General features: G+C 70.6%; 19 protein-coding genes. 17 read left to right on the top strand and 2 right to left on the bottom strand.

All coding sequences use genetic code 11. The features are described 5' to 3' along the window. Positions 1-20: 20 nt before the first annotated feature. The 5 genes from EJC51_RS17185 (at position 21) to EJC51_RS48705 (ending at position 7,590) form a co-directional block, all read left to right on the top strand. Positions 21-629, top strand: a complete 609-nt coding sequence (locus tag EJC51_RS17185) for a hypothetical protein (RefSeq protein WP_126271887.1) — start codon at positions 21-23, stop codon at positions 627-629. A 73-nt stretch (positions 630-702) separates the two neighbouring features. Next, positions 703-2,205, top strand: coding sequence for a CYTH and CHAD domain-containing protein (locus EJC51_RS17180; RefSeq protein WP_126271886.1), 1,503 nt, complete (start codon positions 703-705; stop codon positions 2,203-2,205). Between the two features lie 76 nt (positions 2,206-2,281). Then, entirely contained in the window at positions 2,282-4,246 is a 1,965-nt protein-coding gene (locus EJC51_RS17175; RefSeq protein WP_126271885.1) for a TIGR03960 family B12-binding radical SAM protein, read from the top strand. Positions 4,247-4,714: 468 nt separating this feature from the next. Next, on the top strand, positions 4,715-6,775 hold the full coding sequence (locus EJC51_RS17170) for a restriction endonuclease (protein WP_208870716.1): 2,061 nt from the start codon (positions 4,715-4,717) through the stop codon (positions 6,773-6,775). A gap of 401 nt (positions 6,776-7,176) precedes the next feature. Continuing rightward, entirely contained in the window at positions 7,177-7,590 is a 414-nt protein-coding gene (locus tag EJC51_RS48705) for a hypothetical protein (RefSeq protein ID WP_244362678.1), read from the top strand. Between the two features lie 194 nt (positions 7,591-7,784). On the opposite strand, the gene EJC51_RS17160 is transcribed toward EJC51_RS48705, so the two are convergent. Further along, complete coding sequence (locus EJC51_RS17160; RefSeq protein ID WP_165951152.1) at positions 7,785-8,918, bottom strand: tetratricopeptide repeat-containing glycosyltransferase; 1,134 nt, start codon at positions 8,916-8,918, stop codon at positions 7,785-7,787. Positions 8,919-9,000: 82 nt separating this feature from the next. On the opposite strand from EJC51_RS17160, the gene EJC51_RS17155 reads away from it, so the two are divergent. Continuing rightward, positions 9,001-10,536, top strand: coding sequence for a glycosyltransferase family 39 protein (locus EJC51_RS17155; protein WP_166682865.1), 1,536 nt, complete (start codon positions 9,001-9,003; stop codon positions 10,534-10,536). A gap of 30 nt (positions 10,537-10,566) precedes the next feature. On the opposite strand, the gene EJC51_RS17150 is transcribed toward EJC51_RS17155, so the two are convergent. Then, positions 10,567-11,406: a hypothetical protein gene (locus EJC51_RS17150; protein WP_126271883.1), complete on the bottom strand. Its 840-nt coding sequence runs from the start codon at positions 11,404-11,406 to the stop codon at positions 10,567-10,569. Between the two features lie 220 nt (positions 11,407-11,626). Between EJC51_RS17150 and EJC51_RS17145 the strand changes: the two genes are divergently transcribed. The 11 genes from EJC51_RS17145 to obgE all read left to right on the top strand — a co-directional run bounded on the left by EJC51_RS17145 (position 11,627) and on the right by obgE (position 26,055). Beyond that, positions 11,627-12,787 carry a hypothetical protein gene (locus EJC51_RS17145; protein ID WP_126271882.1) on the top strand — a complete coding sequence of 387 codons (1,161 nt, stop codon included), beginning with the start codon at positions 11,627-11,629 and terminating at the stop codon, positions 12,785-12,787. Between the two features lie 48 nt (positions 12,788-12,835). Further along, positions 12,836-13,594, top strand: a complete 759-nt coding sequence (locus tag EJC51_RS17140) for a TIGR03936 family radical SAM-associated protein (protein ID WP_126271881.1) — start codon at positions 12,836-12,838, stop codon at positions 13,592-13,594. Positions 13,595-13,854: 260 nt separating this feature from the next. Beyond that, positions 13,855-17,823 carry an Rne/Rng family ribonuclease gene (locus tag EJC51_RS17135; RefSeq protein ID WP_126271880.1) on the top strand — a complete coding sequence of 1,323 codons (3,969 nt, stop codon included), beginning with the start codon at positions 13,855-13,857 and terminating at the stop codon, positions 17,821-17,823. 263 nt (positions 17,824-18,086) lie between these two features. Next, the gene (locus EJC51_RS17130; protein WP_126271879.1) at positions 18,087-19,154 is read left to right on the top strand and encodes a glucose-1-phosphate thymidylyltransferase; all 1,068 of its coding nucleotides are present in this window, start codon (positions 18,087-18,089) and stop codon (positions 19,152-19,154) included. Beyond that, positions 19,151-20,140 carry a dTDP-glucose 4,6-dehydratase gene (rfbB, locus tag EJC51_RS17125; protein WP_097264044.1) on the top strand — a complete coding sequence of 330 codons (990 nt, stop codon included), beginning with the start codon at positions 19,151-19,153 and terminating at the stop codon, positions 20,138-20,140. The genes EJC51_RS17130 and rfbB overlap by 4 nt, the downstream gene beginning before the upstream one ends. Further along, the gene (gene rfbD, locus EJC51_RS17120; RefSeq protein WP_126271878.1) at positions 20,137-21,033 is read left to right on the top strand and encodes a dTDP-4-dehydrorhamnose reductase; all 897 of its coding nucleotides are present in this window, start codon (positions 20,137-20,139) and stop codon (positions 21,031-21,033) included. Before rfbB ends, rfbD begins: the two co-directional genes overlap by 4 nt. Continuing rightward, positions 21,030-23,033 carry a glycosyltransferase family 2 protein gene (locus EJC51_RS17115; protein ID WP_126271877.1) on the top strand — a complete coding sequence of 668 codons (2,004 nt, stop codon included), beginning with the start codon at positions 21,030-21,032 and terminating at the stop codon, positions 23,031-23,033. The genes rfbD and EJC51_RS17115 overlap by 4 nt, the downstream gene beginning before the upstream one ends. Positions 23,034-23,116: 83 nt before the next feature. Continuing rightward, on the top strand, positions 23,117-23,710 hold the full coding sequence (gene rfbC / locus EJC51_RS17110) for a dTDP-4-dehydrorhamnose 3,5-epimerase (RefSeq protein WP_126271876.1): 594 nt from the start codon (positions 23,117-23,119) through the stop codon (positions 23,708-23,710). 191 nt (positions 23,711-23,901) lie between these two features. Continuing rightward, positions 23,902-24,222 (top strand): 50S ribosomal protein L21, encoded by a 321-nt coding sequence (gene rplU, locus EJC51_RS17105; RefSeq protein WP_020269559.1) that lies wholly within the window; start codon positions 23,902-23,904, stop codon positions 24,220-24,222. Between the two features lie 14 nt (positions 24,223-24,236). Beyond that, entirely contained in the window at positions 24,237-24,491 is a 255-nt protein-coding gene (gene rpmA / locus EJC51_RS17100; RefSeq protein ID WP_004950923.1) for a 50S ribosomal protein L27, read from the top strand. Positions 24,492-24,609: 118 nt separating this feature from the next. Further along, positions 24,610-26,055: a GTPase ObgE gene (gene obgE / locus EJC51_RS17095; RefSeq protein ID WP_126271875.1), complete on the top strand. Its 1,446-nt coding sequence runs from the start codon at positions 24,610-24,612 to the stop codon at positions 26,053-26,055. Positions 26,056-26,079: the final 24 nt, after the last annotated feature.

Raw genomic sequence — 26,079 nt, 5'->3', positions numbered from 1 at the left:
GGCGTCACAGGGGGAGCGGAGTGTCCGAGGAGTACGTGGCCGTGTGCCCGGTCGACGAGGAGCTGGTCGACCGGCTGCTGGCCCTGGCGGAGCTGGACCTGACCGACGCCGAGAGCGTGGCGGCCCGGCTGCGTGAGGCCGGCTGGCCGGACTGGTCGGAGGCGGTCGGCGGGCCGGCGTACGAGGACACGCCCGACGTCCCCGAGGCCACCCATGTCACCCCGCACGGCCACTTCGTCACCGCCGACGGCGACGGGACCCTCCACCTGCCCTTCGCCTACCTCTACACGGTCGACGGCGGCCTGCTCGACGAGGACATCTGGGCCGGCGTGCCCGGCTGGACGAGTCAGGAAGGCGCCTGGCGGCCGGAGTTCGACGCCCACCACGCCACCGTCGTCCAGCGCTTCACCGACCGCCTCGGCCTCCCGCACCACGACATACGCCAGCCCCGGTTCCACACGCGGTACGTCAGCTGGCGTCTGGAGCACAACGTGGTGATCGTGGGGCAGGGCCCCGAACCGATGTCGTACGACCAGTTCGAGGACGCCCACGTGCTACTCCTGTCCCGTACGGCGCAGGACGCGCCGTTCTCGGACAGTGAGGCGATGAGGGCGCTGCTCACCTCCTGATTCCCGGCTTTTCCTCGGCATTCGGGCCTGGTGCCCTCTGCCCTCCCGCCCCGACTCGGTCTAGATTCGGTTCATGGCGGACACAAAGCGCGAGATCGAGCGAAAGTACGAGTCCGACGACAGTGGGCTGCCCGACCTGACCGGTGTCGCCGGGGTCGCGGCCGTCATCGACAAAGGTGTGGCCCACCTCGACGCCACCTACTACGACACCCATGACGAACGCCTCGCAGCGTCCTCGATCACGTTGCGCCGCCGCACGGGAGGCCACGACGCCGGCTGGCACCTGAAGTTCCCCGTCGCGCCCGGCGTACGGGACGAGATCCAGGCGCCCCTCTCCGACACCCTGCCCGACACCCTCGCCGGACTGGTCCGCTCCCGGGTGCGCGAGAGCGAGCTGGTCCCCGTGGTCCGGCTGCGCTCCGACCGCGATGTGCGCGACCTCATGGACGCCGACGGGCAGCTGCTCGCCGAGGTCAGCGTGGACGCCGTGCACGCCCAGCGGCTCGCCGGGGGCGACGCCAGCGCCCAGTGGACCGAGCTGGAGGTGGAGCTGGCGGACGGCGGCGACCCGGCCTTCCTCGACCAGGTGGAGAAGCGGTTGCGCAAGGCGGGGGTGCGGCCCTCGAAGTCGGCGTCGAAGCTCGCGCGTGCCCTGGCGGAGACCGCCCCGAAGAAGCGCGTACCGGCGTCCGTCGACAACCCGGTGACCGCGGGCGACCACGTCCTCGCGTACATCCGCGCCCAGCGGGACGCGATCGTCGAGCTCGACCCCGCCGTGCGCCAGGACGCCGAGGACTCCGTCCACAGCATGCGCGTCGCCACGCGCCGGCTGCGCAGCACGTTCAAGTCGTACGGCAAGGTCCTGGACCGGGAGGTCACCGACCCGATCGGTGAGGACCTGAAGTGGCTGGCCGGCGAGCTGGGGGAGGACCGGGACCGGGAGGTGCTGAGCGAACGGCTGACGGCGGCCCTCGACGAGCTGCCCGCCACGCTGGTCCACGGCCCGGTCGCGCGGCGGCTGGGCCACTGGGCGGGCGACCGGCCCGGCGGGGCGAGCGCGCGGCTGATCGGCGTCCTCGACTCCCGCCGCTACCTGGCCCTGCTGGACGCCCTGGACGGGGTGCTCGCCGAACCGCCGCTGCTGAAGGCCGCCGGGAAGAAGCCCGGCAAGGTGCTGCCGAAGGCCGTACGGAAGTCCTTCGGCAAGGTGTCCGCGCTCGTCGAGCAGGCGCTGGAGCTGGAGCCCGGCACCGACCGGGACGTCGCCCTCCACGAGGCCCGCAAGAAGACCAAGCGCACCCGGTACGCGGCGGAGACGGCGACCCCTGCCCTCGGCGCGTCCGCCAAGTCCCTGACCAAGGCCATGAAGGGGCTCCAGAACCTGCTCGGGGAGCACCAGGACAGCGTCATGGCCCGCGGAACCCTGAGCGAGCTGTCCGCGGTGGCGCACGCGGCGGGGGAGAGCGCGTTCACGTACGGGCTGCTGTACGGGCGGGAGGAGCGGCGGGCGGCGGCCGTGGAGGCGGACCTGCCCGGGTTCTGGGACGGGATCAAGGACGGTGCGGACGACCTGTGACCCTTCGGGCGTCCGAGGAGTGGCCGCGCTCGCGTTAGGCTAGATGGTCACCCCTGTCAGTCCACGGAAGTGCGAGATGTCAGCCGAAACCGCCGAGTCGGTGTTCCCGCAGCTCGAAGCTCTGCTCCCGCATGTGCAGAAGCCGATCCAGTACGTCGGCGGCGAGCTCAACTCCACGGTCAAGCCCTGGGAGTCCAGTGACGTCCGCTGGGCGCTCATGTACCCGGACGCCTACGAGGTCGGGCTGCCCAACCAGGGCGTCATGATCCTCTACGAGGTGCTGAACGAACAGGAGGGCGTCCTCGCCGAGCGCACGTACAGCGTGTGGCCGGACCTGGAGGCGCTGATGCGGGAGCACGGCGTCCCGCAGTTCACGGTGGACAGCCACCGCCCGGTGAAGGCCTTCGACGTGTTCGGCCTGTCCTTCTCCACGGAGCTGGGCTACACGAACATGCTGACGGCGCTGGACCTGGCCGGCATCCCGCTGGAGTCGAAGGACCGCGGCCTGGACGACCCGATCGTGCTCGCCGGCGGCCACGCGGCCTTCAACCCGGAGCCGATCGCGGACTTCATCGACGCGGCGATCATCGGCGACGGCGAGCAGGCCGTCCTCGACATGACGCGGATCATCCGTGAGTGGAAGGCGGAGGGACAGCCGGGCGGCCGCGAGGAGGTCCTCTTCCGCCTAGCGAAGACGGGTTCCGTCTACATCCCGGCGTTCTACGACGTCGAGTACCTCCCCGACGGCCGTATCGCGCGCGTGGTCCCCAACAAGTCGGGTGTTCCGTGGCGTGTGTCCAAGCACACGGTCATGGACCTCGACGAGTGGCCCTACCCCAAGCAGCCCCTCGTCCCCCTGGCCGAGACGGTCCACGAGCGCATGTCGGTCGAGATCTTCCGCGGCTGCACCCGCGGCTGCCGCTTCTGCCAGGCGGGCATGATCACCCGCCCGGTGCGCGAGCGCTCGATCACGGGCATCGGCGAGATGGTCGAGAAGGGCCTGAAGGCGACGGGCTTCGAGGAGGTCGGCCTCCTCTCCCTGTCCTCCGCGGACCACTCGGAGATCGGCGACATCGCCAAGGGCCTGGCGGACCGCTACGAGGAAGACAAGATCGGCCTCTCGCTCCCCTCCACCCGCGTCGACGCCTTCAACGTGGACCTGGCGAACGAGCTGACGAGGAACGGCCGCCGTTCGGGCCTGACCTTCGCGCCCGAAGGCGGCTCGGAACGCATGCGCAAGGTCATCAACAAGATGGTCTCGGAAGAGGACCTCATCCGTACGGTCGCGACGGCCTACGGCAACGGCTGGCGCCAGGTGAAGCTGTACTTCATGTGCGGCCTGCCGACGGAGACCGACGACGACGTCCTCCAGATCGCCGACATGGCCGCGAACGTCATCGCCAAGGGCCGTGAGGTGTCTCGCTCCAACGACATCCGCTGCACGGTCTCGATCGGCGGTTTCGTCCCCAAGCCGCACACCCCGTTCCAGTGGGCCCCGCAGCTCTCGGCGGAGGAGACGGACGCCCGCCTGGAGAAGCTGCGCGACAAGATCCGCGGCGACAAGAAGTACGGCCGCTCGATCGGCTTCCGCTACCACGACGGCAAGCCCGGCATCGTCGAGGGCCTGCTGTCCCGCGGCGACCGCCGCATCGGCGCGGTCATCCGCGCGGTCTACGAGGACGGCGGCCGCTTCGACGGCTGGCGCGAGCACTTCTCCTACGACCGCTGGATGGCGTGCGCCGACAAGGCCCTCGCCCCCTTCGGCGTGGACGTCGACTGGTACACGACCCGCGAGCGCACCTACGAGGAGGTCCTCCCCTGGGACCACCTCGACTCCGGCCTGGACAAGGACTGGCTCTGGGAGGACTGGCAGGACGCCCTCGACGAGACCGAGGTCGACGACTGCCGCTGGACGCCCTGCTTCGACTGCGGCGTGTGCCCGCAGATGGACACGGCTATACAAATCGGGCCGACCGGCAAGAAGCTGCTGCCTCTTGCTGTCAAGAACGCTGCGCCGGCGCCTAGTGGTCACGTCCACTGAGGTGAGCGAGGCGCTTGACCGGGTGGTTGAAGCCTTGTCGGGGGCGAGCCAGGTCGAGATTGCAGCTGTGCTCACCACCGCTGGCGTGTCGCGTCGTCGGCAGCTGATGCTGGAGAGCCGCCCTCGAACGCCTCTGCCAGAGCCTGGAGGGTCCTCGGGTATCCATTCTGAAGTCGAATGGGTCTGACCTTTCCGGGCCTCGGGTACGCGGCCGTGCAAGCTGCTGAGCCTCCTTCCGTTTAAGGAAGGGGGCTCATCGCTTTTGGTGTCGATCCCGCAGTGCCGACTGATGAACCTTTGGTTACGCTCTAAGGGTGTGACCTGCGCGGATAGTCGAAGTGGGTCGCATTTGGCAAGTCTGTAGGCGAGGCGGCCGTTGCTGGATACAGTCGTCTCATCACTCCTGGTTGTGGGGGCAACCAGAGCTCTGGTCGGCGGTGCCGACGTCCTGGGGAGGGCTTGCAGCGCATGAGTCGTCGTTCTAGCGGTTTTGTTGGCGTCTGGGCTGATATGCAACGTCAGCAACAGCGGCAGCTGGAGGCTGAGGCCAGACAGCAGCGGGAGCGGGCGAGACAAGCGCGTGCCTACCAGCGACATACTGCGCAGGCTCATCGCGAGTATCGGCAAGCAGAGGCAAGGCAGCGCACCGAGGAGTTGGACGCACAGGTCGCGTCGCTGCAAGGTGTGCTTGCTGCCGGTTGCCGGGCCCCGGCCTTCAGGGCGGCTTCGTTGATGCGCTCCGAAGCGCTGCAACCCTTCTCGCCGGGGCCACTGGCAGTGCCCGTGCCCATGCCGGACCCGAATCAGTACCAGGCCCAGGGCGGGTGGACCGCGAGTCGACGTGCGCATGCAGAGGCCGAAGCGCGTGCCCGTTTTGAGCGTGACTGGCATGCGGCGCAGGCCGCTGAGGCTCAACGGCAGCAGCAGTTAGCCGCCCAGCAGCGTCAATACGAGCAGTGGGCGGAGGCGCAGCGGTCGGAGGTGCGTCGGTACAACGCTGGCATCACCGAGGTGACCGAAGGGGTTCGGCAAAGGGAGCCGGGTTCGGTCGTCGAATACTTCACGGCGGCCCTCTACTCGTCGACGGCTTGGCCCGAAGGGTTCCCCCGGCAGGTTGCGGCGGCTTACGACCCGGGGGCACGACAACTGGTGCTCGACTGGGAGTTGCCGGGATACGGGATTGTCCCTGAGGCGAAGTCGGTGCGGTACATGGCGTCTATTGATCAGGACAAGGAAACGCCACGTCCTGCGGGCCAGCGTCGCGCGTTGTACCGCGAGGTTCTCGCGCAGTGCATGCTGCTCGTGTTGCATGAACTATTCGCGGCGGATGAGTTCAACGCATTGGAGTCCGTGGCGTTGAACGGGTTCGTGGACGACCACGATCCGGCGACGGGACGACTAGCGCACATCTACCTGGCGACTGCGATGGCGCAGCGATCCGTGTTCACCGGGTTGCACTTGGAGCAGGTGGAGGCGGTCAGTTGCTTGACTGACGCCCTTCGGGGGCAACTTGCGACTCGACCGGACCAACTCGGCCCCGTCCGTCCTGCCCGCAAACCGCAGGATGTCGGAAACCGCGTCGTTGCTCACGGAGGCGACGAGGAACCGGATCTCTACGAAATGGATCCGATCGCCTTCGAGTCTCTTGTTGCCGATCTCTTTCGGGCCATGGGGATGCAGGCCGTGACGACCCAACGCTCGAACGACGGTGGCGTGGATGTTGATGCCGTTGATCCCACGCCCATACGGGGCGGCAAGATCGTCGTTCAGGTGAAGCGCTACCGCAACACCGTGCCCCCCACGGCCGTCCGTGACCTGTACGGCACTGTGCAGGACGCCGGCGCCAACAAGGGGGTCCTGGTGACGACAGCGGGGTTCGGTCCCGGCTCGCACACCTTCGCCAACGGCAAACCGTTGGAACTCATCTCGGGCGGCGAACTCATTGACCTGCTCCACCGGCATGGACTGCGCGGACGCCTGGGGGAGGGTGGACGAGCAGCCCCAACACGGCAATCGGTGCCTCCGAGCGCTACGACCCCGCCCGACGACTACAACGTGTTGGGCATGTCCTGGTCCGGCCGGGTTGCGCTCGACGTCTGCGCGCTTGTCTGCTCCGGGAATCGAGTCCTCAGCGACGACCACTTCGTCTTCTTCAACAACCAGCAGACGCCAGATCGCTCGGTGTGTGCGCTCCCTGCTACGGCGCCGGACAAAGCGGCAATCCGAGTCTCCTTCGACTCGCTGCCGGAGAATGCCGACCGCTTCGTCCTGGTGGCGGCCGTCGACCCAGAGGTCAATCCGCAGGCGGATCTGTCCGGGTTCACGGATGCGTGTATCCGTTTGCTCGACCCGGCGATGGCAGAACTCGGCCGACTTGAGGTCTCCGACGGGCGTCCTGGGGAGACCGCCCTCGTGCTCGGGTCATTTCGGCGCAGGGCCAGCGGGGACTGGGACTTCGTGCTTGGCGGCAAGGGCTACACGGGGGGATTGGAGCAACTTGTGCAGGACTACGGCATCGTCGTGGAGTGACCTCTCTGTGCTCATCTGTAAGTCTGCGTTCGACCGCAGATGGGCACGGCGATACAAATCGGGCCGAGGTACGAAGTTGCTGCCCCTTGACGATCAAGAACGCTGGTCCGGCGCCCGCTTCGAGCGGTCACGCGCACTGAGGCGAGCGAGGCACTCGATCAGGTGATTGAGGCGCTGGCAGGGGCGAGGGAGAAGGAGTTGCAGGCGGCGCTTGTTGCAGCTGGCGCTTCGACTTCTCGCCCCGCAGCGTTGTCGACGTCCCGTCGGACGCCACCTCCAGGCCCTGGCGACCCGTCGCGGATCGCCGCTTTGGTGGAGTGGGTATGAGCCCCGGGGCCTCCTTTCGGTCATATCGTCTACTGGGCGCATGATTTGCGCGGTCTGTAGCCACGATTACTGGCATGGCGACTTCGGGGGCGATACGCAGTCGGTTCGGTGGTTTAGGGCAGTGGTGGGGCGTCCTGGCCGGGGCGCTTCTCATCGCGGCGTGGATCAACGCGGCAGCCGGCCCAGTGGTGATCATCGTCCTGTCGGCCTCGGTCCTGCTGTGGTCTTTCTTCCAAGCTCCGGTGACCTGCGGAGCCCCGGTGCGAGGACGGACCGACGGCTGCCGTAACAACGCCACCGGCATCCTCATGGGCTGCCACATCCATCAACATCGCTGGCAGAAGCTCAAGATGCTGATCCTCCGGCGCCGCGTGCGCGAGTTCTGCTCCGGGTTGTTCTCGGATGGCAAAGCAGCCCTCGTGACCCTTGCGGCGGTGGGCAGCTTTATTTCCGGGCTGGTGGCGCTGATCCCGGGTGTTGCTGTCTGACCCGACCGCGCAGGTTCCGTCATACGCCTTTGCCCGCAGATGGACACCCACATCCAGATCGGCCCGACCGGAAAGAAGCTGCTGCCGCTGACGGTCAAGAACGCGGCGTCGGCGTCTGCTGGGAGTGGGCACTCGCACTGACGTGGGTCAGGGTGGCTGTGGTGAGACGAGCGGGGGTGTCCTCGGAGCAGAGGTCACCTTCCGTTCGGGGCCTTTCCGGAGGGCGAGCTCACGGCCAGTTTGGTACGGGCGAATTCGTGGTTGGCGGTCACCCGTTCGCGGTGCTGCGGCGGTAGTTTTCCGCCGTCCAGGAGTTGCTCGCAGGCCTCCAGTGACTCGCGGTAGGCGCCCATCCAGTACGCTGCCACCGCCAGCTCGTCCAGGGCCCGCCAGTCGTACCAGCCGTGTTCGACGAAGAGGATGTCGTCGGGTGGCGGGAGCTCCGCCGCGCGTCGTGCGAACAGGTACGCGAGCGGCCAGCGTTCGCCGCGGGTCCGGCACAGGTGGGCGAGTTCGCCGAGGGGCTCGGCTCGGGTGGGCCGGTGTTCGTGGGCGTCCAGGAAGCGGGACATGACCTCGGGCATACGGCGCTTCAGCTCCAGGGCGAGGCGGGCCGCGTAGAGCCGGGAGCAGAACGCCTCCTCGGCGAAGCCGTCCATGGCCGCGCGGCGGTCGTAGGCGGCCAGCGCCTTCGCCGGTTCGTCGGCGTCCCGCCAGCTCTGGGCGAGGTAGAAGGCGTACCGGGTGTTGCCGGGTTCCTTGGCGAGGCCGTCCTTGAGGAGCGCCGCGTCCCGCAGGTACTTCGTGCGCGCGCTGCCCTGTGACCGGCCTCCGCCGCCCATGATGACCATGCGGACGCCGTCGAGGGTGGCCCGGCTGAACTCCGTGTCGCACTCCAGGTGTTCGTGCAGCACGCCGACGTACCGCCAGGGGAGGCGGGCCGACACCAGCGTCGGGCGCCAGTGGACGACCGGGCCGTGGCGCACCTGCATGTCGTAGCAGTCGTGGGTGAGCGCCGGCAGGGTGAAGCCGGGGTCGGTCTCCAGGACGTCGTCGGCGTCGATGAACAGCAGATGGCCCGCCCGCTCCCGGGCCCGCTCGATCGCCTCCGTACGGCTCGCGCCGAAGCCGCGGAAAGGGCTCTCGTACAGCGCCCCGGGCAGGTCGGCGAGGGTCTCGCGGACGATGTCCTGGGTGCCGTCGGTCGAGCCGGTGTCCAGGATCACCCAGCTGTCGACGAGGGGTCGTACGGACTCGAGGCAGCGTCGGATCACATGCGCCTCGTCCTTGACGATCATATTGAGGCAGACCGCGTTTGTGTTATTCATGGCATTTTCTTTTCTCTGCGGAAAAGGACCGCCCGGTGAAATTATCCGGCGCCGGGGGTGCGTGCAAGCAGCCACTGGTGGAATGGCAGGTATAGGTATTCCCATGGTCATCGCCGCGCAGCTTCCCCCGCCTCGCGAAGAATTCCGTCCCGCTGTCGCGGACGTGTCCGTGCGCGGCCGCGTGCTGCTGTGGGCGGCGCCGTTCGCCCTCACCCTGGGCCTGGGCGGCTTCGGGCTGACCGGTCCGCTGCTCGGCCGCGACGAGCTGGTCACCTGGGACATGGCCAGCCGGGACACCGGCCGGATTCTCGCCACGCTGCGCAATGTCGACGCCGTACACGGCACCTATTACCTGCTGATGCACGGATGGGTGAAGCTCTTCGGGGATTCCGTTCTTTCGCTGCGGCTTCCTTCCCTGTTCGCGGTGGCGGGGACGGCGGCCGTCGTGGCACTCCTCGGGAACCGGCTCTTCGGATATCGGGCCGGAATTCTGGCCGGGTTCCTCTTCGCGCTCGTCCCGGCCGTGAGCCGCTACGGCCAGGAAGCCCGCTCGTACGCGCTGGTGATGCTGGCCGTCGCCGGCGCCACGCTCCTGCTGCTCCGCGCCCTGGACCGGCCGCGCGGCCCCTGGCGCTGGGCCGCCTACGCGCTCGCGCTGGCCCTCACCGGGCTGCTGCACCTGATCGCGCTCTCCGTCGTGATCGCCCACCTCTGTCTGCTCGCCGCCCACGCGCGCCGCGACCGCTCCCTGTGGTGGCGGGCCGGCCTCGCCCTGACGGCGGCCGCAGCGACGGTCACCCCGCTCGCCCTGCTCGGCCGCTCCCAGGCCGGACGCCAGCTGTACTGGGTCCCGGCGCCCGACGGCTGGGCACTGCTCTCCCTCCCCGGCGAGGTCTTCGCCTCCGCGCTGTGCGCCGGAGCCCTCATCGCGCTCGCCCTGGCGGCCCGCTCGGAGCGCAGGGCACCCCTGCTGCTGTGCGGCACCTGGGCGCTGCTGCCCCCGGCCCTGGTCTGGGCCGCCTCGCACGGCGAGGTCTCCTACTTCCGCGGCGTCTACGTCCTGTTCACCCTCCCGGCCTGGGCGCTGCCGGCCGGCTCGGGGCTGGCCGCGGCCCGGCGTTCCTGGAAGGCGGCAGCGGTGGCCGTCGTGGCGCTGGCGCTGCTCGCCCTGCCGGACCAGCGGCAGCTGCGGCAGCCCTTCGAGCACAACGCCCCGGTGCCCCTCGACTACGCGGCGGCGGCCGAGGTGATCGAGCGGCTCCACCGGCCCGGGGACGCGGTCGTCTACGACCGTTTCGACAGCTGGCAGCTCGACGGTGGTGTGCGCTACTACCTGCCGCGTGACCTGGAGCTGCGGGACGTCTTTCGGACGCGGACGCCGGCCCAGATCGACGACCTCTACCCGGCCCAGTGCTCCGTCCCGGAGCTGTGTCTGAAGGGCGAGCGCCGCATCTGGCTGCTGACGCAGGGCACCGACTTCCCCTTCAACGCGATCGACCCGGCGCAGGCGGGGGCCCTGCGCAGCCGGTACAGGATCTCGACGAGCACGCCGGTGACGGGGATGACGGTGAGTCTGCTGGAGCGCGTCGGCGCGGCAGGGGGCGCCCGGCAGTCCTGACATGCTGCCGGACACCCCCTTGCGGCGGTGCTACGGGACGACGGTCCCGCCGTTCACGGCGCCGGGCGCGGGCTGCCGGTTCACCAGGGTCCAGTCGTCCTCACAGGTCAGCGTGATGTCGCTGGTGCTCACGTCACACGTGGTCTCCCAGATCGCACCGGCCGTGGTGATGACGTCGATGTTGACGTCCCCTTCCGTGTCCATCCCGCCCAGGGCCTGTTGCGCGATGGAGATCGCGCAGGCGTTCGACGGGTAGTTGTCGAGCTGGCTGAGGTCCGTCCACAGGTACGGCCCGGGCTGCGGCTGAAGGTCGCGAATGCCCGCGTAGGCCCTGGTGACCGGGTCGCCGGCGGTCGCCGGGGACAGCGCGGCCCGCAGCTCGAAGTTGTTCTCGTCCCGGGTGGCGTCGATGTCGACGCACAGGCCGGGCGCGCCGGTGGCACCGGTCGCTCCCGTCGCACCGGTCGCGCCCGTGGCACCCGGCGTGCCGTTCTCGCCCGAAGGACCGGTGGCTCCGGTGGCGCCCGTCGCACCCGCGGGTCCGGTCGCCCCGGTGGCTCCCTTCGCGCCCGTCGGGCCCTTCGGCCCCGTGGCGCCCTTGGGGCCCGTCGCCCCGGTGGCGCCCTTGCACTTGTCCTTGCCGGTGTACGCCTCCGCGCCCGCCGTCGAGCGATGCGGCTTGTGCGGCTTGCAGTTGTCGCCCGTCCGCGGCGTCGCCGCCGGTCTCTCGGACACCGCCCGAGCGGCCGCCGCGGCCGGGGTGACCAGTCCGCCGGCGACGACCAGGGCGAGGGAGGTCAGCACCCCGGCCTTCTGGAACCTCGCCCGGGCCGGCGGCCCCAGCAGCGAGGGAGTGTGTCGAGGACTCATAGGCATGCTCCTTGGCACCAAACGGGTCCGGGGGAGTTCCCGGACCTCGGTGCGAGCGTGACCCGGCCGCCCTCGACAGCCGACGTGCGCGCGACGGACGCGCCGTCAAATAGGTAAAACGGTCTAGCAAATAGGTAAAACGGTCCAGCGGACAAGCGCCGTGACGGCATCGCAACCCACCGGGTGCATCCAGGGCGCGGGCCGCGGCGTCTTGTCCGGTATGGAACCGCAGAAGCCGCTGCCTGAGCCCCGACAGCCGGAGGGGTGCCTCGTGACGGCCATCCGCATCCCGGTGCGGATCGTCGTGCTCGTGTTGGTCGTGCCCGTGCGCATGGCGTGGGACGCGCTCGTCGTCGCCGGACGGTTCCTGAACGACACCGTGCTGCGGCCGCTGGGCCGCGCCCTGGAGTGGGTGCTCGAGTGGACAGGGCGCATCCTGTTCGTGTGGCCGCTTCTGGGCCTGTGGCGGTATGTGCTCGTACCCCTCGGCAAGGGGCTCGCGTGGCTCGGGAACGTGCTGGTCGTCGTACCCGCCGTGTGGCTGTACCGGTACGTGCTCACGCCCGTGGGGCACGCCATCGCGTGGGCCGCCCGAGGGGTCGGACGCGGGTTCGCCGCACTCGCGGCCGGACTGTACGCCGCGGGGGCCTGGCTCCTGCGGTACCTCGTCGTCGTACCCGCTGTCTGGCTGTACCGGTGGATCCTCACACCGTCCGGACACGGGGTGATGTGGCTGCTCCGGGGGATCGGGCGCGGGATCGCCGCCGTCGGGATCGGCGTGTACACGGCCGTCGCCTGGCTGGTGCGCTGTCTCGTCGTCGTGCCCGCCGTGTGGCTGTACGAGTGGGTCCTCACGCCGGTCGGGCACGGCGTGATGTGGCTGCTCCGGGGGATCGGGCTCGCGCTGTACTGGGTCACGCGCGTGGCGTTCGTGCTGCCGGTGCTCGCCCTGTGGCGCTGGGTGCTCACGCCGGTCGGGCGGTTCCTCGCCGTGGTCGGGCGGGAGGTGGGGGACGCGCTCGGGCACGCCTGGCGGATCGCCGGGCACGTCTCGCTCGCCGTCGGACGGTTCCTCGCCGCCCTCTTCCGGTGGGTCTTCGTCGAGCCGGTGCGCTGGACGTACCGGACCCTGCTCACCCCGGTCGGACATGTCGTACGTGATGCCGTGCTGCGGCCCGTCGCCGAGGTCGCCCGTGGTGTCGGGAGGGCCACGCGGGAGGCGCTCGCCTCCGTACGGGAGACCGCGCGGCAGGCGCGCGCCGACTTCCGGCGCATGCTCTTCGGCGAGCCCCGGGAGACGGTCGCCGTGGACCGGCGGGAACCGACGGGGCTCGAGACACGTACTCTTGGTAGGAGTACGACCGCTCTCACGAAGGACTGAACGACACTGGGCAAGCGACAGCCCGAAGGCCCGCCGCCCGCACCCGCGGTGCAGCGCATCCGACTGCGTTACACCAAGCGCGGCCGCCTCCGGTTCACCAGCCACCGTGACTTCCAGCGCGCCTTCGAGCGTGCGCTGCGCCGTGCCGAGGTGCCGATGGCGTACTCGGCGGGGTTCACGCCGCATCCGAAGGTGTCGTACGCCAATGCCGCACCCACCGGCACGGGCAGTGAGGCGGAGTATCTGGAGATCGCCCTCACCGAGGCGCGGGACCCCGAGAAGCTCAGGGTTCTGCTCGACGAGTCGATGCCCCTCGGCCTCGACATCGTCGACGCGGTCGAGGCCCGGACGTCCGGGCTCGCCGACCGGCTGACCGCCTCGGTGTGGGAGCTGCGGCTCGACGGAGTGGAGCCGGCGGAGGCCGAGAAGGCCGTTGTCGCCTTCAACGCCGCCGACGCCGTCGAGGTCCAGCGCAAGACCAAGAACGGCATCCGTTCTTTCGACGCCCGCTCCGCAGTCGTACGGCTGGAGACGCACAGTCCCCAGGCTGATAGGCCGACGGACCAGCCCTGTGCGATACTGCGGCTGGTTGTTCGGCACGTGACGCCTGCCGTACGACCCGACGACGTCCTGTCCGGTCTCCGCGCCGTGGCCGACCTGGCGCCGCCGGTCCCCGCAGCGGTGACCAGGCTGGCGCAGGGGCTGTTCGATGAAGAGACCGGCGAGGTGACCGACCCGCTCGCGCCCGACCGCGAGGCAGCTGAGGCCCCCACAACGGCCGCTGCCGCCGCGAAGGCGCCGGCGTAGGGAAGGTCCCGCGAAAGGACGGACGTCGTAGCGCCGCCCTCGTACTCGGGAGCCACCTGGGTCGGGCAGCGCACCGACCAGAAGACTTTCGCCAGGCCGTACCCAAGAGGGTGTACGGAACCGGCGAGACAGGACACAGAGAGCTCCCGTGCGGCGCCCGCGCCCCGGACGGCGGCACCGCGCAACGCGCGAGCCGCGGACGTCACCGGCATCGCCGGACCAGGCGCGGCGCCCGGGAGCCTGACGGGAGAAACGCCCGCATGCTCGAGCCGACCGAACCCACCGAGGGTTCCGAACTCAACACCCCCAGCGACACCCTGCCGCCGCGCCGCCGGCGCCGTGCCGCATCCCGGCCGGCGGGTCCGCCGGTCGCCGCCGCGGCCGAAGCGCCGGACGAGGTGACGCCGGCCATACCGGCCGCCGCCGAGACCGCCGCGGAAGAGCCGACGGTGACCGAGGAGACGGTGACCGAAGAGGCACCCGCGCCGCGTACGCGTCGGCGTGCCACCCGCCGGGCGTCCGCGCCCACCGGGTCCCCCGCCGCTGACACCGCCGTCGCCGAGACGGTCGTGCCGGTGGCCGAGGAGAGCGCGCCCGCCGAGGCCGCCGCTGTCGAGACCCCGGCCGCCGAAACCACCGAAGAAGCGCCCGCGCCGCGGCGTCGCCGCGCCACCCGCCGGGCCTCCGCGCCCACCGGGTCCCCGGCCGCCGCCGAGACCCCGGCTGCCGAGACCGTCGTACCCGCGGCCGAACCGGAGGCCGAGGCCGAGGCCGAGGCTGTCGAGGAGACGGTGACCGAAGAGGCGCCTGCGCCGCGTACGCGTCGGCGTGCCACCCGCCGGGCCTCCGCGCCCGCCGGTGCGCCGGTCGCCACCGGCACCGAGGCCGCCCCTGAGGCCGTTTCCGAGCCCGCTCCCGCGGCTGTCTCCGAGCCTGCTCCCGCGGCCGTTTCCGAGGCCGATGCCGACGCCGCCCCCGAGGCCGCCGTCGAGGAAGAGGCCCCGCGTCGGGGTCGTCGGCGTGCCACGCGTCGAGTGGCCGCGCCCGCCGAGGCGCCCGAGACCGTGGAGGCGCCCGTGAGCGCTGACGAAGAGACCAAGCCCGCCGAGGAAGCCGCTGCCGAGGCCCCCGCCGCCGAGGAGGCCGCCCCGCGCCGCGCCCGCCGGCGTTCCGTGCGCCGCGCCGCCACCGGGTTCTCCGAGCCCGCGCGGGCCGCCGGTGACGAGGCCGCCGAGGAGGACTCGCCGCGCCGCCCCGCGCGGCCCGCCGTGGCCGTGTTCCAGGCGCCCGTGTTCACCGAGCCGCAGTTCCAGACGCCCGAGCGGGCCGCCGCCGCGGCCGCCGCCGAGGCGGAGGTCGAGGAGCCCGAGGAGCCCGCCGCCGAGGAGCCCCAGGAGGAGCCGGTCGCCTCGCGGCGCCGTCGCCGCCGCCGGGGTGAGCCCGCGGAGACCGAGGCGCCGCAGGTCGTCGAGACCGAGGACGAGGCCGAGGAGGCCGACGCCGAGGCCGAGGACGGCGTCGAGGGCGACTCGGAGGAGTCCGAGGAGACCGGGTCCCGTCGTCGCCGTCGTCGTGGCGGCCGTCGCCGGCGCCGTGGCGAGTCCGCCGACTCCGAGGCCGAGGGCGAGGAGGGCGACGAGTTCGCCGCCGATCAGGACGACCGGGCCGATCAGGAAGCTGCGGACACCGCCGAGCAGATCGAGGAGGACGCCGAGGACGAGCACGGCGACGAGGGCGGTTCCTCGTCCTCCAGCAGCCGTCGCCGCCGGCGCCGTCGTCGTCGTGCCGGTGACGCCTCCCCGGACGCCGAGCCCGGTGACGGCGACCCCGAGCGGACCGTCGTCAAGGTGCGCGAGCCGCGCCCGAAGGCGGAGCCGTCCGACGAGGTGCAGTCCATCAAGGGCTCGACCCGTCTGGAAGCCAAGAAGCAGCGGCGTCGGGAAGGCCGCGAGCAGGGCCGCCGCCGCGTCCCGATCATCACCGAGGCCGAGTTCCTGGCCCGCCGCGAGGCCGTCGAGCGCGTGATGGTCGTCCGGCAGAGCGGTGAGCGCACGCAGATCGGCGTCCTGGAGGACGGCGTGCTCGTCGAGCACTACGTCAACAAGGAGCAGGCCACCTCGTACGTCGGCAACGTGTACCTGGGCAAGGTCCAGAACGTGCTGCCGTCCATGGAGGCCGCGTTCATCGACATCGGCAAGGGGCGCAACGCGGTCCTGTACGCCGGTGAGGTCAACTTCGAGGCGCTGGGCATGGCCAACGGGCCGCGGCGCATCGAGTCCGCCCTGAAGTCCGGCCAGTCGGTGCTCGTCCAGGTGACGAAGGACCCGATCGGCCACAAGGGCGCCCGTCTGACCAGCCAGGTCTCCCTGCCGGGCCGCTACCTCGTGTACGTCCCCGAGGGCTCGATGACCGGCATCAGCCGCAAGCTGCCCGACACCGAGCGGGCCCGGCTGAAGACCATCCTCAAGAAGATCGTCCCCGAGGACGCGGGCGTCATCGTGCGCACCGCCGCGGAGGGCGCCAGCGAGGACGAACTGCGCCGCGATGTCGAGCGACTGCAGCAGCAGTGGGAGGACATCCAGAAGAAGACCAAGAACGGCAACGCGCCGACGCTGCTGTACGGCGAGCCGGACATGACCGTCCGGGTCGTCCGCGACATCTTCAACGAGGACTTCACCAAGGTCGTCGTCAGCGGCGACGACGCGTGGGAGACCATCCACGGCTACGTCTCGCACGTCGCGCCCGACCTCGCCGACCGGCTGTCGAAGTGGACCAGCGAGGTCGACGTCTTCGCCACGTACCGGATCGACGAGCAGCTCGCCAAGGCGCTGGACCGCAAGGTCTGGCTGCCCAGCGGCGGTTCGCTGGTCATCGACCGGACCGAGGCGATGGTCGTCGTCGACGTCAACACCGGCAAGTTCACCGGTCAGGGCGGCAACCTCGAGGAGACGGTCACCAGGAACAACCTGGAGGCGGCCGAGGAGATCGTGCGTCAGCTGCGGCTGCGCGACCTCGGCGGCATCATCGTCATCGACTTCATCGACATGGTGCTGGAGTCCAACCGGGACCTGGTGCTGCGGCGCCTGCTTGAGTGCCTGGGCCGGGACCGGACCAAGCACCAGGTCGCCGAGGTGACCTCGCTGGGCCTGGTCCAGATGACCCGCAAGCGGGTCGGCCAGGGCCTCCTCGAGTCGTTCTCCGAGACCTGCGTCCACTGCAACGGCCGCGGTGTCATCGTCCACATGGAGCAGCCGACCTCCGTCGGCGGTGGCGGCAAGCGCAAGAAGCGCGGCCGCGGCGGCATCGAGCACGTGCACGAGGCCGCGGTGGCGGCGGAAGCGGCCGAGGCCGCCGACCACGACGAGGTGGAGACCGAGGCCGAGGTCGCCGCCGAGCTCGCCGAGCCGGTCGCGCTGCCCGCGCCCTTCGAGCCGGACGAGGAGCTGTACAGCAGCGCCGCCGAGGCGGAGGCCGCGGCCACCCGGGGCCGTTCGCGGCGCCGGGCGAGCCGTCGGGCGTCCGCTCCGGCCGGTGCGCCGCGTCGCGAGAGGGCGTCCGAGCGGGCCGACAGGTCCGAGCAGCGCGAGCCGGAGGGGCAGGTCGAGGAGACCGTCCCGACCGCGCAGGACGTCACCGTCGCGGAGGAGGTCGAGCGTCCGGTGCAGCCGGAGCCGGCCGCCGAGGCGCACGCCGAGCCGGTCGCCGCCGAGGACCCGGTCGTCGAGGAGGCCGCGCCCAAGGGCCGTACCCGCCGCCGTGCCACCCGCAAGGTGTCCGCGCCCGCCGGGTCGCCCGCGGGTGCCGAGGCCGCCGTGGTGACCGTCGCCGAGGCCGCTCCCGCGGTCGAGGCGCCGGTGGAGCAGCCCGAGGCCCAGCCGGAGGCGCCCGCCGAGAGCGCCGCCCCGGCCCGTCCGCGGCGCCGCGCCGTGCGCAAGGCCACCGCGCCGACCGCGCCCGAGGAGGCCGCCGTCGTGGTCGTGCCGACGGCGACGGAGACGGAGACCGTGGCCGCGGAGGAGACCGAGGCCCCCGCCAAGAAGACGGCCCGTAAGACGGCCAAGAAGGCGACGGCGAAGAAGGCCGCCACCAAGAAGACGGCGGCCAAGAAGACCGCGGCGAAGAAGACCGTCGCCAAGAAGACGACCGCCAAGAAGGCGGCCGCGAAGAAGACGGCGGCGGCCGAGCAGCAGCCGCTCTCGTCCGTCTCGACGACGGCCGACGAGAGCTGACGCTCCGAAAGCCGCGCACTCATGAAGCCGCCCCCGGTCCCACGGCCGGGGGCGGCTTCATGTTTTTTTCTTGTTACCTGGGCAACCCCGACGGAGTTCGGGTCGTCATACAAGTGTCGAAAGTGCGAACAGGCGTTGAATCACCCCTAGCTGCGGTGAATCACCTTTCCGCCAGCATGGTTACGATGTAAACCGAGATCGACGACAAATCCTGACAGTTGGGGTTTCACCCCCTTCTCGGCACAGTCATTGGGGCTTAACACGTGAAGGCACTCGTGCTCTCCGGGGGAGCGGGCACTCGCCTCCGCCCGATCACCCACACCTCGGCCAAACAGCTCGTGCCGGTCGCCAACAAGCCCGTGCTCTTCTACGGCCTGGAAGCGATCGCCGACGCCGGGATCACCGAAGTCGGCATCGTGGTCGGCGACACCGCCGACGAGATCCGGGAAGCGGTCGGCGACGGCTCGCGGTTCGGCATCGAGGTCACCTACATCCCGCAGGACGCGCCGCTCGGGCTGGCCCACGCGGTGCTGATCGCGCGGGAGTTCCTCGGCGACGACGACTTCGTCATGTACCTCGGCGACAACTTCATCGTCGGCGGCATCACCGGTCTGGTGGAGGAGTTCCGGGCCGAGCGGCCCGAGGCGCAGATCCTGCTGACCCAGGTGCCCAACCCGACGTCCTTCGGTGTCGCGGAACTCGACGCCCAGGGACGGGTGGTGGGCCTGGAGGAGAAGCCGAAGCAGCCCAAGAGCGACCTGGCGCTCGTCGGCGTCTACCTCTTCACCCCGGCCATACACGAGGCCGTCCGCTCCATCGAGCCGTCCTGGCGCGGCGAGTTGGAGATCACGCACGCCATCCAGTGGCTGATCGACGAGAAGCGCGACGTCCGCTCCACCACGATCTCCGGCTACTGGAAGGACACCGGCAACGTCGCCGACATGCTGGAGGTCAACCGCTCGGTCCTGGAGACCGTCCCCCCGTCGAACGAGGGCACGGTCGACGAGGACAGCGAGATCATCGGCCGGGTCCGCATCGAGGCGGGCGCCCGGGTCACCGGCAGCCGGATCGTCGGACCCGTGATCATCGGGGCCGGGACGGTCGTCAGCGACGCGTACATCGGCCCGTTCACCTCGGTGTCCGAGGACTGCCGGATCGAGGACAGCGAAATCGAGTATTCCATCGTGCTGCGCGGCTCGTCCGTGACCGGTGTGCGCCGGGTGGAGGCCTCGCTCATCGGACGTGACGTCGAGGTCACGCCCGCTCCCCGTAACCCGTCGGCCCACCGGCTCGTGCTCGGTGATCACAGCAAGGTGCAGATCTCCTCATGACGACCACCAAGATCCTGGTGACCGGCGGTGCCGGTTTCATCGGCTCGCACTACGTCCGTACGGTGCTCGGACCCGAGGGCCCCGGTGACGTCGAGATCACCGTCCTCGACAAGCTGACGTACGCGGGCAACCCGGCCAACCTCGACGAGGTGCGCGAGCACCCCGGGTTCTCCTTCGTGCAGGGCGACATCTGCGACCCCGAGCTGGTCGGCAAGCTGATGGCCGAGCACGACCAGGTGGTGCACTTCGCCGCCGAGTCGCACGTCGACCGGTCCATCGACGGCGGCGCCGAGTTCGTCCGTACGAACGTCGTCGGCACGCACACGCTCATCGACGCCGCCCACCGCGCGGGCATCAAGACCTTCGTGCACATCTCCACAGACGAGGTCTACGGCTCCATCGACGAGGGTTCCTGGCCGGAGACGCACCCGCTCCAGCCGAACTCGCCGTATTCCTCCGCGAAGGCCTCCAGCGACCTGATCGCGCTGTCGTACCACCGCACCCACGGCCTGGACGTGCGGGTGACCCGCTGCTCCAACAACTACGGGCACCACCACTTCCCCGAGAAGGTCATCCCGCTCTTCGTGACCAACCTCCTCGACGGCAAGAAGGTCCCGCTCTACGGCGACGGCGGCAACGTCCGCGACTGGCTGCACATCGACGACCACGTCCAGGGCATCGAGCTGGTGCGCACCAAGGGCCGGGCCGGCGAGGTCTACAACATCGGCGGCGGCACCGAGCTCTCCAACAAGGAGCTCACCGGGCTGCTCCTGGAGGCCTGCGGCGCGGACTGGGAGACCAGTGTCGAGTACGTCGAGGACCGCAAGGGCCACGACCGCCGCTACTCGGTCGACTGCACGAAGATCCGCGAGGAGCTCGGCTACGAACCCCGCAAGAGCTTCCGGCAGGGCCTCGCGGAGACCGTGCAGTGGTACAGAGACAACCGCGCCTGGTGGGAGCCGCTGAAGGAGCGGGCCGCGCTGTGACCGACAACCGCATCTGGCTGGTCACCGGCGCGGGCGGCATGCTCGGCCAGGACGTCCTGGCCCGGCTCGCCGAGGCCGGCGAGCAGACCGTCGCCCTCGACCGCGCCGCCCTCGACCTCACCGACGCCGCCGCCGTGCGCGGCACGATCGAGACGCACCGGCCCGCGGTCGTCGTCAACTGCGCGGCCTGGACCGCCGTCGACGACGCCGAGAGCCGCGAGGAGGAGGCCCTGCGCATCAACGGCGACGGCCCCGCCCATCTCGCCGCCGCCTGCGCCGCCACCGGCGCCGTCCTCCTGCACATCTCCACGGACTACGTCTTCGCGGGCGACGCGACGACCCCGTACGCGGAGGACGCCCCCACCGCCCCGCGCAGCGCCTACGGCCGCACCAAGCTCGCCGGCGAGCGGGCCGTGCTCGGCATCGAGCGCGGCTATGTGGTGCGCACGGCCTGGCTGTACGGCACGGGCGGCCCCAATTTCGTCCGTACGATGATCAAGCTGGAGGGGCTCAAGGACACCCTGGACGTCGTCGACGACCAGCGCGGCCAGCCCACCTGGAGCGCCGATCTCGCCGGGCTGCTGTACGAGCTGGGCCGCGGCGCCCTGGCCGGCACCGCCCCGGCCGGCGTCTACCACGGCACCAGCTCCGGCGAGACGACCTGGTACGGCCTCACCCGGGAGATCTTCCGGCTGCTCGGCACCGACCCCGACCGGGTCCGCCCCACCACCAGCGAGGCCTTCGTCCGCCCCGCCCCCCGCCCGGCCTACAGCGTCCTCGGCCACGACCGCTTCGCGGCGGCCGGCCTCACGCCCCTGCGGGACTGGCGTGCGGCGCTCACCGAGGCCTTCCCGGAGATCCACCGGGTCCAGACGAAGGAGGACCCGGCGTGACCGTCAAGGTCAGCGTGGTCATCGCGGTCCACAACCCCGGCAAGTACGTCGAGGACTGCATCGGCGGTCTGCTGCGGCAGAGCCTGCCGACGGACGAGTTCGAGGTCCTCTTCGTCGACGACGGCTCCACCGACGACACCCCGGCCCGGCTGGACGCGCTCGCCGCCGAGCACCCGCACCTCCACGTCGTCCACCAGGAGGCCTCCGGCTGGTCCGGAAAGCCCCGCAACACCGGGATCGACGCCGCTCGGGGCGAGTACGTCATGTTCGTCGACCACGACGACTGGCTCGGCGACGAGGCCCTGGAGCGGATGTACGCGTACGGCACGGCGAACGACGCCGATGTCGTCGTGGGCAAGATGGTGGGCATCGGACGGCCGGTGCCGCAGGAGCTGTTCCGGGTCAACCGGCCGCGGGCCACCGTCGAGAACGCGCCGCTGATCGACAGCCTCACCCCGCACAAGATGTTCCGGCGGGAGTTCCTCGCCGAGCACGGCCTCCGCTTCAAGGAGGGGCGCCGGCGCCTGGAGGACCACGTCTTCGTCGTCGAGGCGTACCTGCGGGCCAAGAGCGTCGCCGTCCTCGGCGACTACCCGTGCTACTACCACATCACCCGCGACGACGGCTCCAACGCGGGCTTCCAGCGCTTCGACCCGGCCGGCTACTTCGGCAACCTCCGCGAGGCCCTCGACGTGGTCGAGGAGCTCACCGAGCCCGGCCCCCTGCGCGACCGGCTGTTCAGCCGCTGGCTGCGCGTCGAGATGGTCGAGCGGCTGCGCGGCAACCGGCTGCTGAAGCTCCCCGAGGACTACGCCGAGGAGCTCTACCGCGAGATCCGCAAGGTGGTCGTCGAGCGCTTCGGACCCGGCGTCCTCACCCACCTCGCCCCCATGCAGCGGGTCGTCGCGGGCCTGGTCGCCGCCGACCTCCACGACGACATCCGCGCACTCGCCCAGTGGGAGGCCGCGATCCGGCCCACCGGCGAGCTGACCTCCCTGACCTGGGAGAACGGCTCGCTGACCATCGGCTTCGGTGCCGAGTACGAGTCCGGCGGCGCCCCTCTCCTCTTCCGCCACGAGGACGGGCGTGACGTGCTCGACCTGCCGCTGACCGAGAAGGCACGCGAGGCGCTGGACGGGCAGGGCATCACGCTGGACGCGCGTGTCGACGACAGCGATGTCGACCTGGTGGTCCGCAACCGCGACGACGCCACCCAGTACTACCTGCCGCTGAAGAGCGAGCGGCACGAGGTCGACGCCGAAGCGGAAGGCGCCTTCCGGCAGCGGATCACCGCGACCGCCGTGCTCGACCCGGAGACCGCCGCCGCGGGCTCGCCCCTGACCAAGGGAATCTGGGACTTCTACCTGCGCATCAAGGCCGGCGGCTGGAGCAAGGAGTGCCGGATCGGCGCGGTGCACGGCGAGGGCGTGGAGCCCGGGCGGCTGGCCGCGCTCACCGGTGAGCCGCGCCGGCTCGTGCTGCCGTACTGGACCGACGGGCCGGGGAACCTCTCCCTCGACGTCGACCAGCACACCAACAAGCTGGAGCGCGAGGCCGTGGTGCTGGTGGACCCGGCCGCGGCGGTGGTGGCCGAGGGGGCGACCGTCCGGCTTCCGCTGCCGCTCGCGGTGACCGGCGAGGAGGCCGTACAGCTGCGCTTCGAGCGCAAGGGCGTCGGCAAGTTCGCCGCCGACGCCGTGGCGGACGGCCGTACCGTGACCGCGGAGCTGCCGGTCGAGCGGCTCACCGGGGCGCGCTGGGCGGTCCGGATCGGGCTGCCGTCCGCCGACCGGGGCGAGCCGAAGTGGACCCGTCTCCCCGTCGACGTGGTCGTCGCGGCCGACGGCACCGCTAAGGTCATCGACCGGCACATCCCGCCGGCGAAGCCCGCCCCGAAACCGGCGCCGAAGCCCAAGCAGCCCGCCCCGCCGCGGCCGCTGTGGCGCCGGGTCGCCGGACGCGTCAAGCGGGCCCTGACGAACCCGCAGAAGAAAAGCTGAGGGCGTTGTGATGCGACCTCCGCAGGACAAGAGCTGAGGGCGTTGTGATGCGACCTCCGCAGGACAAGAGCTGAGGACCTGTGATGCGACCTCTTTCGATTTCCGGCTCCTGGGTGCACGAGCCGAAGGTCTTCCCCGACGGCCGGGGCAGCTTCCACGAGTGGTTCAAGGCCCCCCTCTTCACCGAGGCGGCCGGCCACCCGCTCACCCTCGCCCAGGCCAACATGTCCGTCTCCAGCCGGGGCACCCTGCGCGGCATCCACTTCGCGGACGTGCCGCCCGGTCAGGCCAAGTACGTCAAGTGCGTGCGCGGCGCGGTCCTCGACGTGATCGTGGACATCCGGGTCGGCTCGCCCACCTTCGGCCGGTGGGAGATCGTCCGCCTCGACGACCAGGACCACCACGCCGTCTACCTCTCCGAGGGCCTCGGCCACGGCTTCATGGCGCTGACCGACGACGCGACCGTGGTCTACCTGTGCTCCGAGGGCTACGCCCCCGAGCGGGAGCACGGCATCCACCCGCTCGACCCGGAGCTCGGCATCGAGTGGCCCGCCGACCTCGCCCCGCTGCTGTCCGCCAAGGACGAGCAGGCGCCGAGCCTGGCCCAGGCCCGTGAGCAGGGGCTGCTGCCCTCGTACGAGGAGTGCGTGGCGTACCGGGCCGGTCTCGGCGGGTGACCGGGACGGGGCCGGTTTGACCCGTTCGGCAGCGGCCCCGTAACCTTGACCGTCGGCGTGTCCTTGGATATGGGCGCGCCACATCCCCGTAAACCTCATCCTCTCGGGCCTTGCGGCCGGGAGAGGCCGCTCGTTCTGCCGGGCGGCTGGACTGCGGGGGTGCCGTTCCCGAGCGAGAGAGTGAGATCCGCGTGTACGCCATCGTGCGCAGCGGTGGTCGCCAGCACAAGGTTGCTGTCGGCGACATCGTTGAGGTTGACAAGATTTCCACCGCCCAGGTTGGCGACACGGTCGAGCTCTCGACCCTGCTCGTTGTCGACGGCGACGCTGTGACCAGCGACCCGTGGGTGCTGGCCGGCATCAAGGTCCAGGCCGAGGTCGTGGACCACCACAAGGGCCAGAAGATCGACATTCTGCGCTACAAGAACAAGACCGGTTACCGCCGTCGCCAGGGCCACCGCCAGCAGTACACGGCGATCAAGGTCACTGAGATCCCCACGGCTGCGAAGTAAGGGACTGAGGAGAAATGGCACACAAGAAGGGCGCATCGTCCACCCGGAACGGTCGCGACTCCAACGCTCAGCGGCTCGGCGTGAAGCGCTTCGGCGGTCAGGTCGTTTCCGCTGGTGAGATCCTCGTCCGCCAGCGCGGCACGCACTTCCACCCCGGCGCGGGCGTCGGCCGTGGCGGCGACGACACGCTGTTCGCGCTGAACGCCGGTGCGGTGCAGTTCGGCACGCACCGTGGCCGCAAGGTCGTGAACATCGTTCCGGTCGCCTGAATCAGGGCTTAGACCGAACGCTTCGCGAGGCGGACCTCACTTCCCGGTCGGGAAGGCGGGTCCGCCTTTCGCGTGTTACGTAAGAGACATCCCGTTCGTTTTCTGGAGGCACCGAACCATGACCACCTTCGTGGACCGCGTCGAACTGCACGTCGCCGCGGGTAACGGAGGCCACGGCTGTGCCTCCGTCCACCGTGAGAAGTTCAAGCCGCTCGGCGGACCCGACGGCGGCAACGGCGGACGCGGCGGGGACGTGATCCTCACCGTCGACCAGTCCGTGACCACGCTGCTCGAATACCACCACTCCCCGCACCGCAAGGCCACCAACGGCAAGCCCGGCGAGGGCGGCAACCGCTCCGGCAAGGACGGCCAGGACCTCGTCCTGTTCGTACCGGACGGCACCGTCGTCCTCGACAAGGCGGGCAACGTCCTCGCCGACCTGGTCGGCCACGGCACCTCGTACGTCGCCGCCCAGGGCGGCCGCGGCGGCCTCGGCAACGCGGCGCTGGCCTCGGCCCGCCGCAAGGCGCCCGGCTTCGCGCTGCTCGGTGAGCCGGGGGACATGCAGGACGTCGTCCTGGAGCTGAAGACGGTCGCCGACGTGGCGCTGGTCGGCTACCCGAGCGCGGGCAAGTCCTCGCTGATCTCGGTGCTGAGCGCGGCCAAGCCGAAGATCGCCGACTACCCCTTCACCACCCTGGTCCCGAACCTCGGTGTGGTCACCGCCGGCTCGACCGTCTACACCATCGCCGACGTGCCCGGTCTGATCCCGGGCGCCAGCCAGGGCAAGGGCCTCGGCCTGGAGTTCCTGCGGCACGTGGAGCGGTGCAGCGTGCTGGTGCACGTGCTGGACACGGCGACCCTGGAGTCCGACCGCGACCCCGTCTCCGACCTCGACATCATCGAGGAGGAGCTGCGGCAGTACGGCGCCGGGCTCGACAAGCGGCCCCGCATGGTCGTCCTGAACAAGATCGACGTCCCGGACGGCAAGGACCTCGCCGAGATGGTCCGCCCGGAGCTGGAGGAGCGCGGCTACCGCGTCTTCGAGGTGTCCGCCGTGGCTCACATGGGGCTGAAGGAGCTGTCGTTCGCGCTGGCCGACGTGGTCGCCAAGGCGCGGGCCGCGAAGCCGAAGGAGGAGGCGACGCGGATCGTCATCCGGCCGAAGGCCGTCGACGACGCGGGCTTCACCGTCACCCGCGAGGAGGACGGGCTGTACCGGGTGCGTGGCGAGAAGCCCGAACGCTGGGTGCGGCAGACCGACTTCAACAACGACGAGGCCGTCGGCTACCTCGCCGACCGGCTCAACCGCCTCGGTGTCGAGGAGGAGTTGATGAAGGCGGGCGCCCGCTCCGGCGACGGCGTCGCCATCGGCCCCGAGGACAACGCCGTCGTCTTCGACTGGGAGCCCACCGTCATGGCGGGTGCCGAGATGCTCGGCCGCCGCGGTGAGGACCACCGTCTCGAGGCCCCGCGTCCGGCGGCCCAGCGCCGCCGCGACAAGCAGGCCGAACGGGACGAGTCGGAGCGGGAGTACGACGACTTCGACCCGTTCGAGAAGTAGCCCTTCCTGAAGGTGTGAAGGGTT

It is taken from the genome of Streptomyces aquilus (assembly GCF_003955715.1).
Lineage (GTDB): Bacteria > Actinomycetota > Actinomycetes > Streptomycetales > Streptomycetaceae > Streptomyces > Streptomyces aquilus.
Note: the sequence above shows the minus strand (reverse complement) of the source record. Positions and strands in the feature narration are given on the sequence as shown.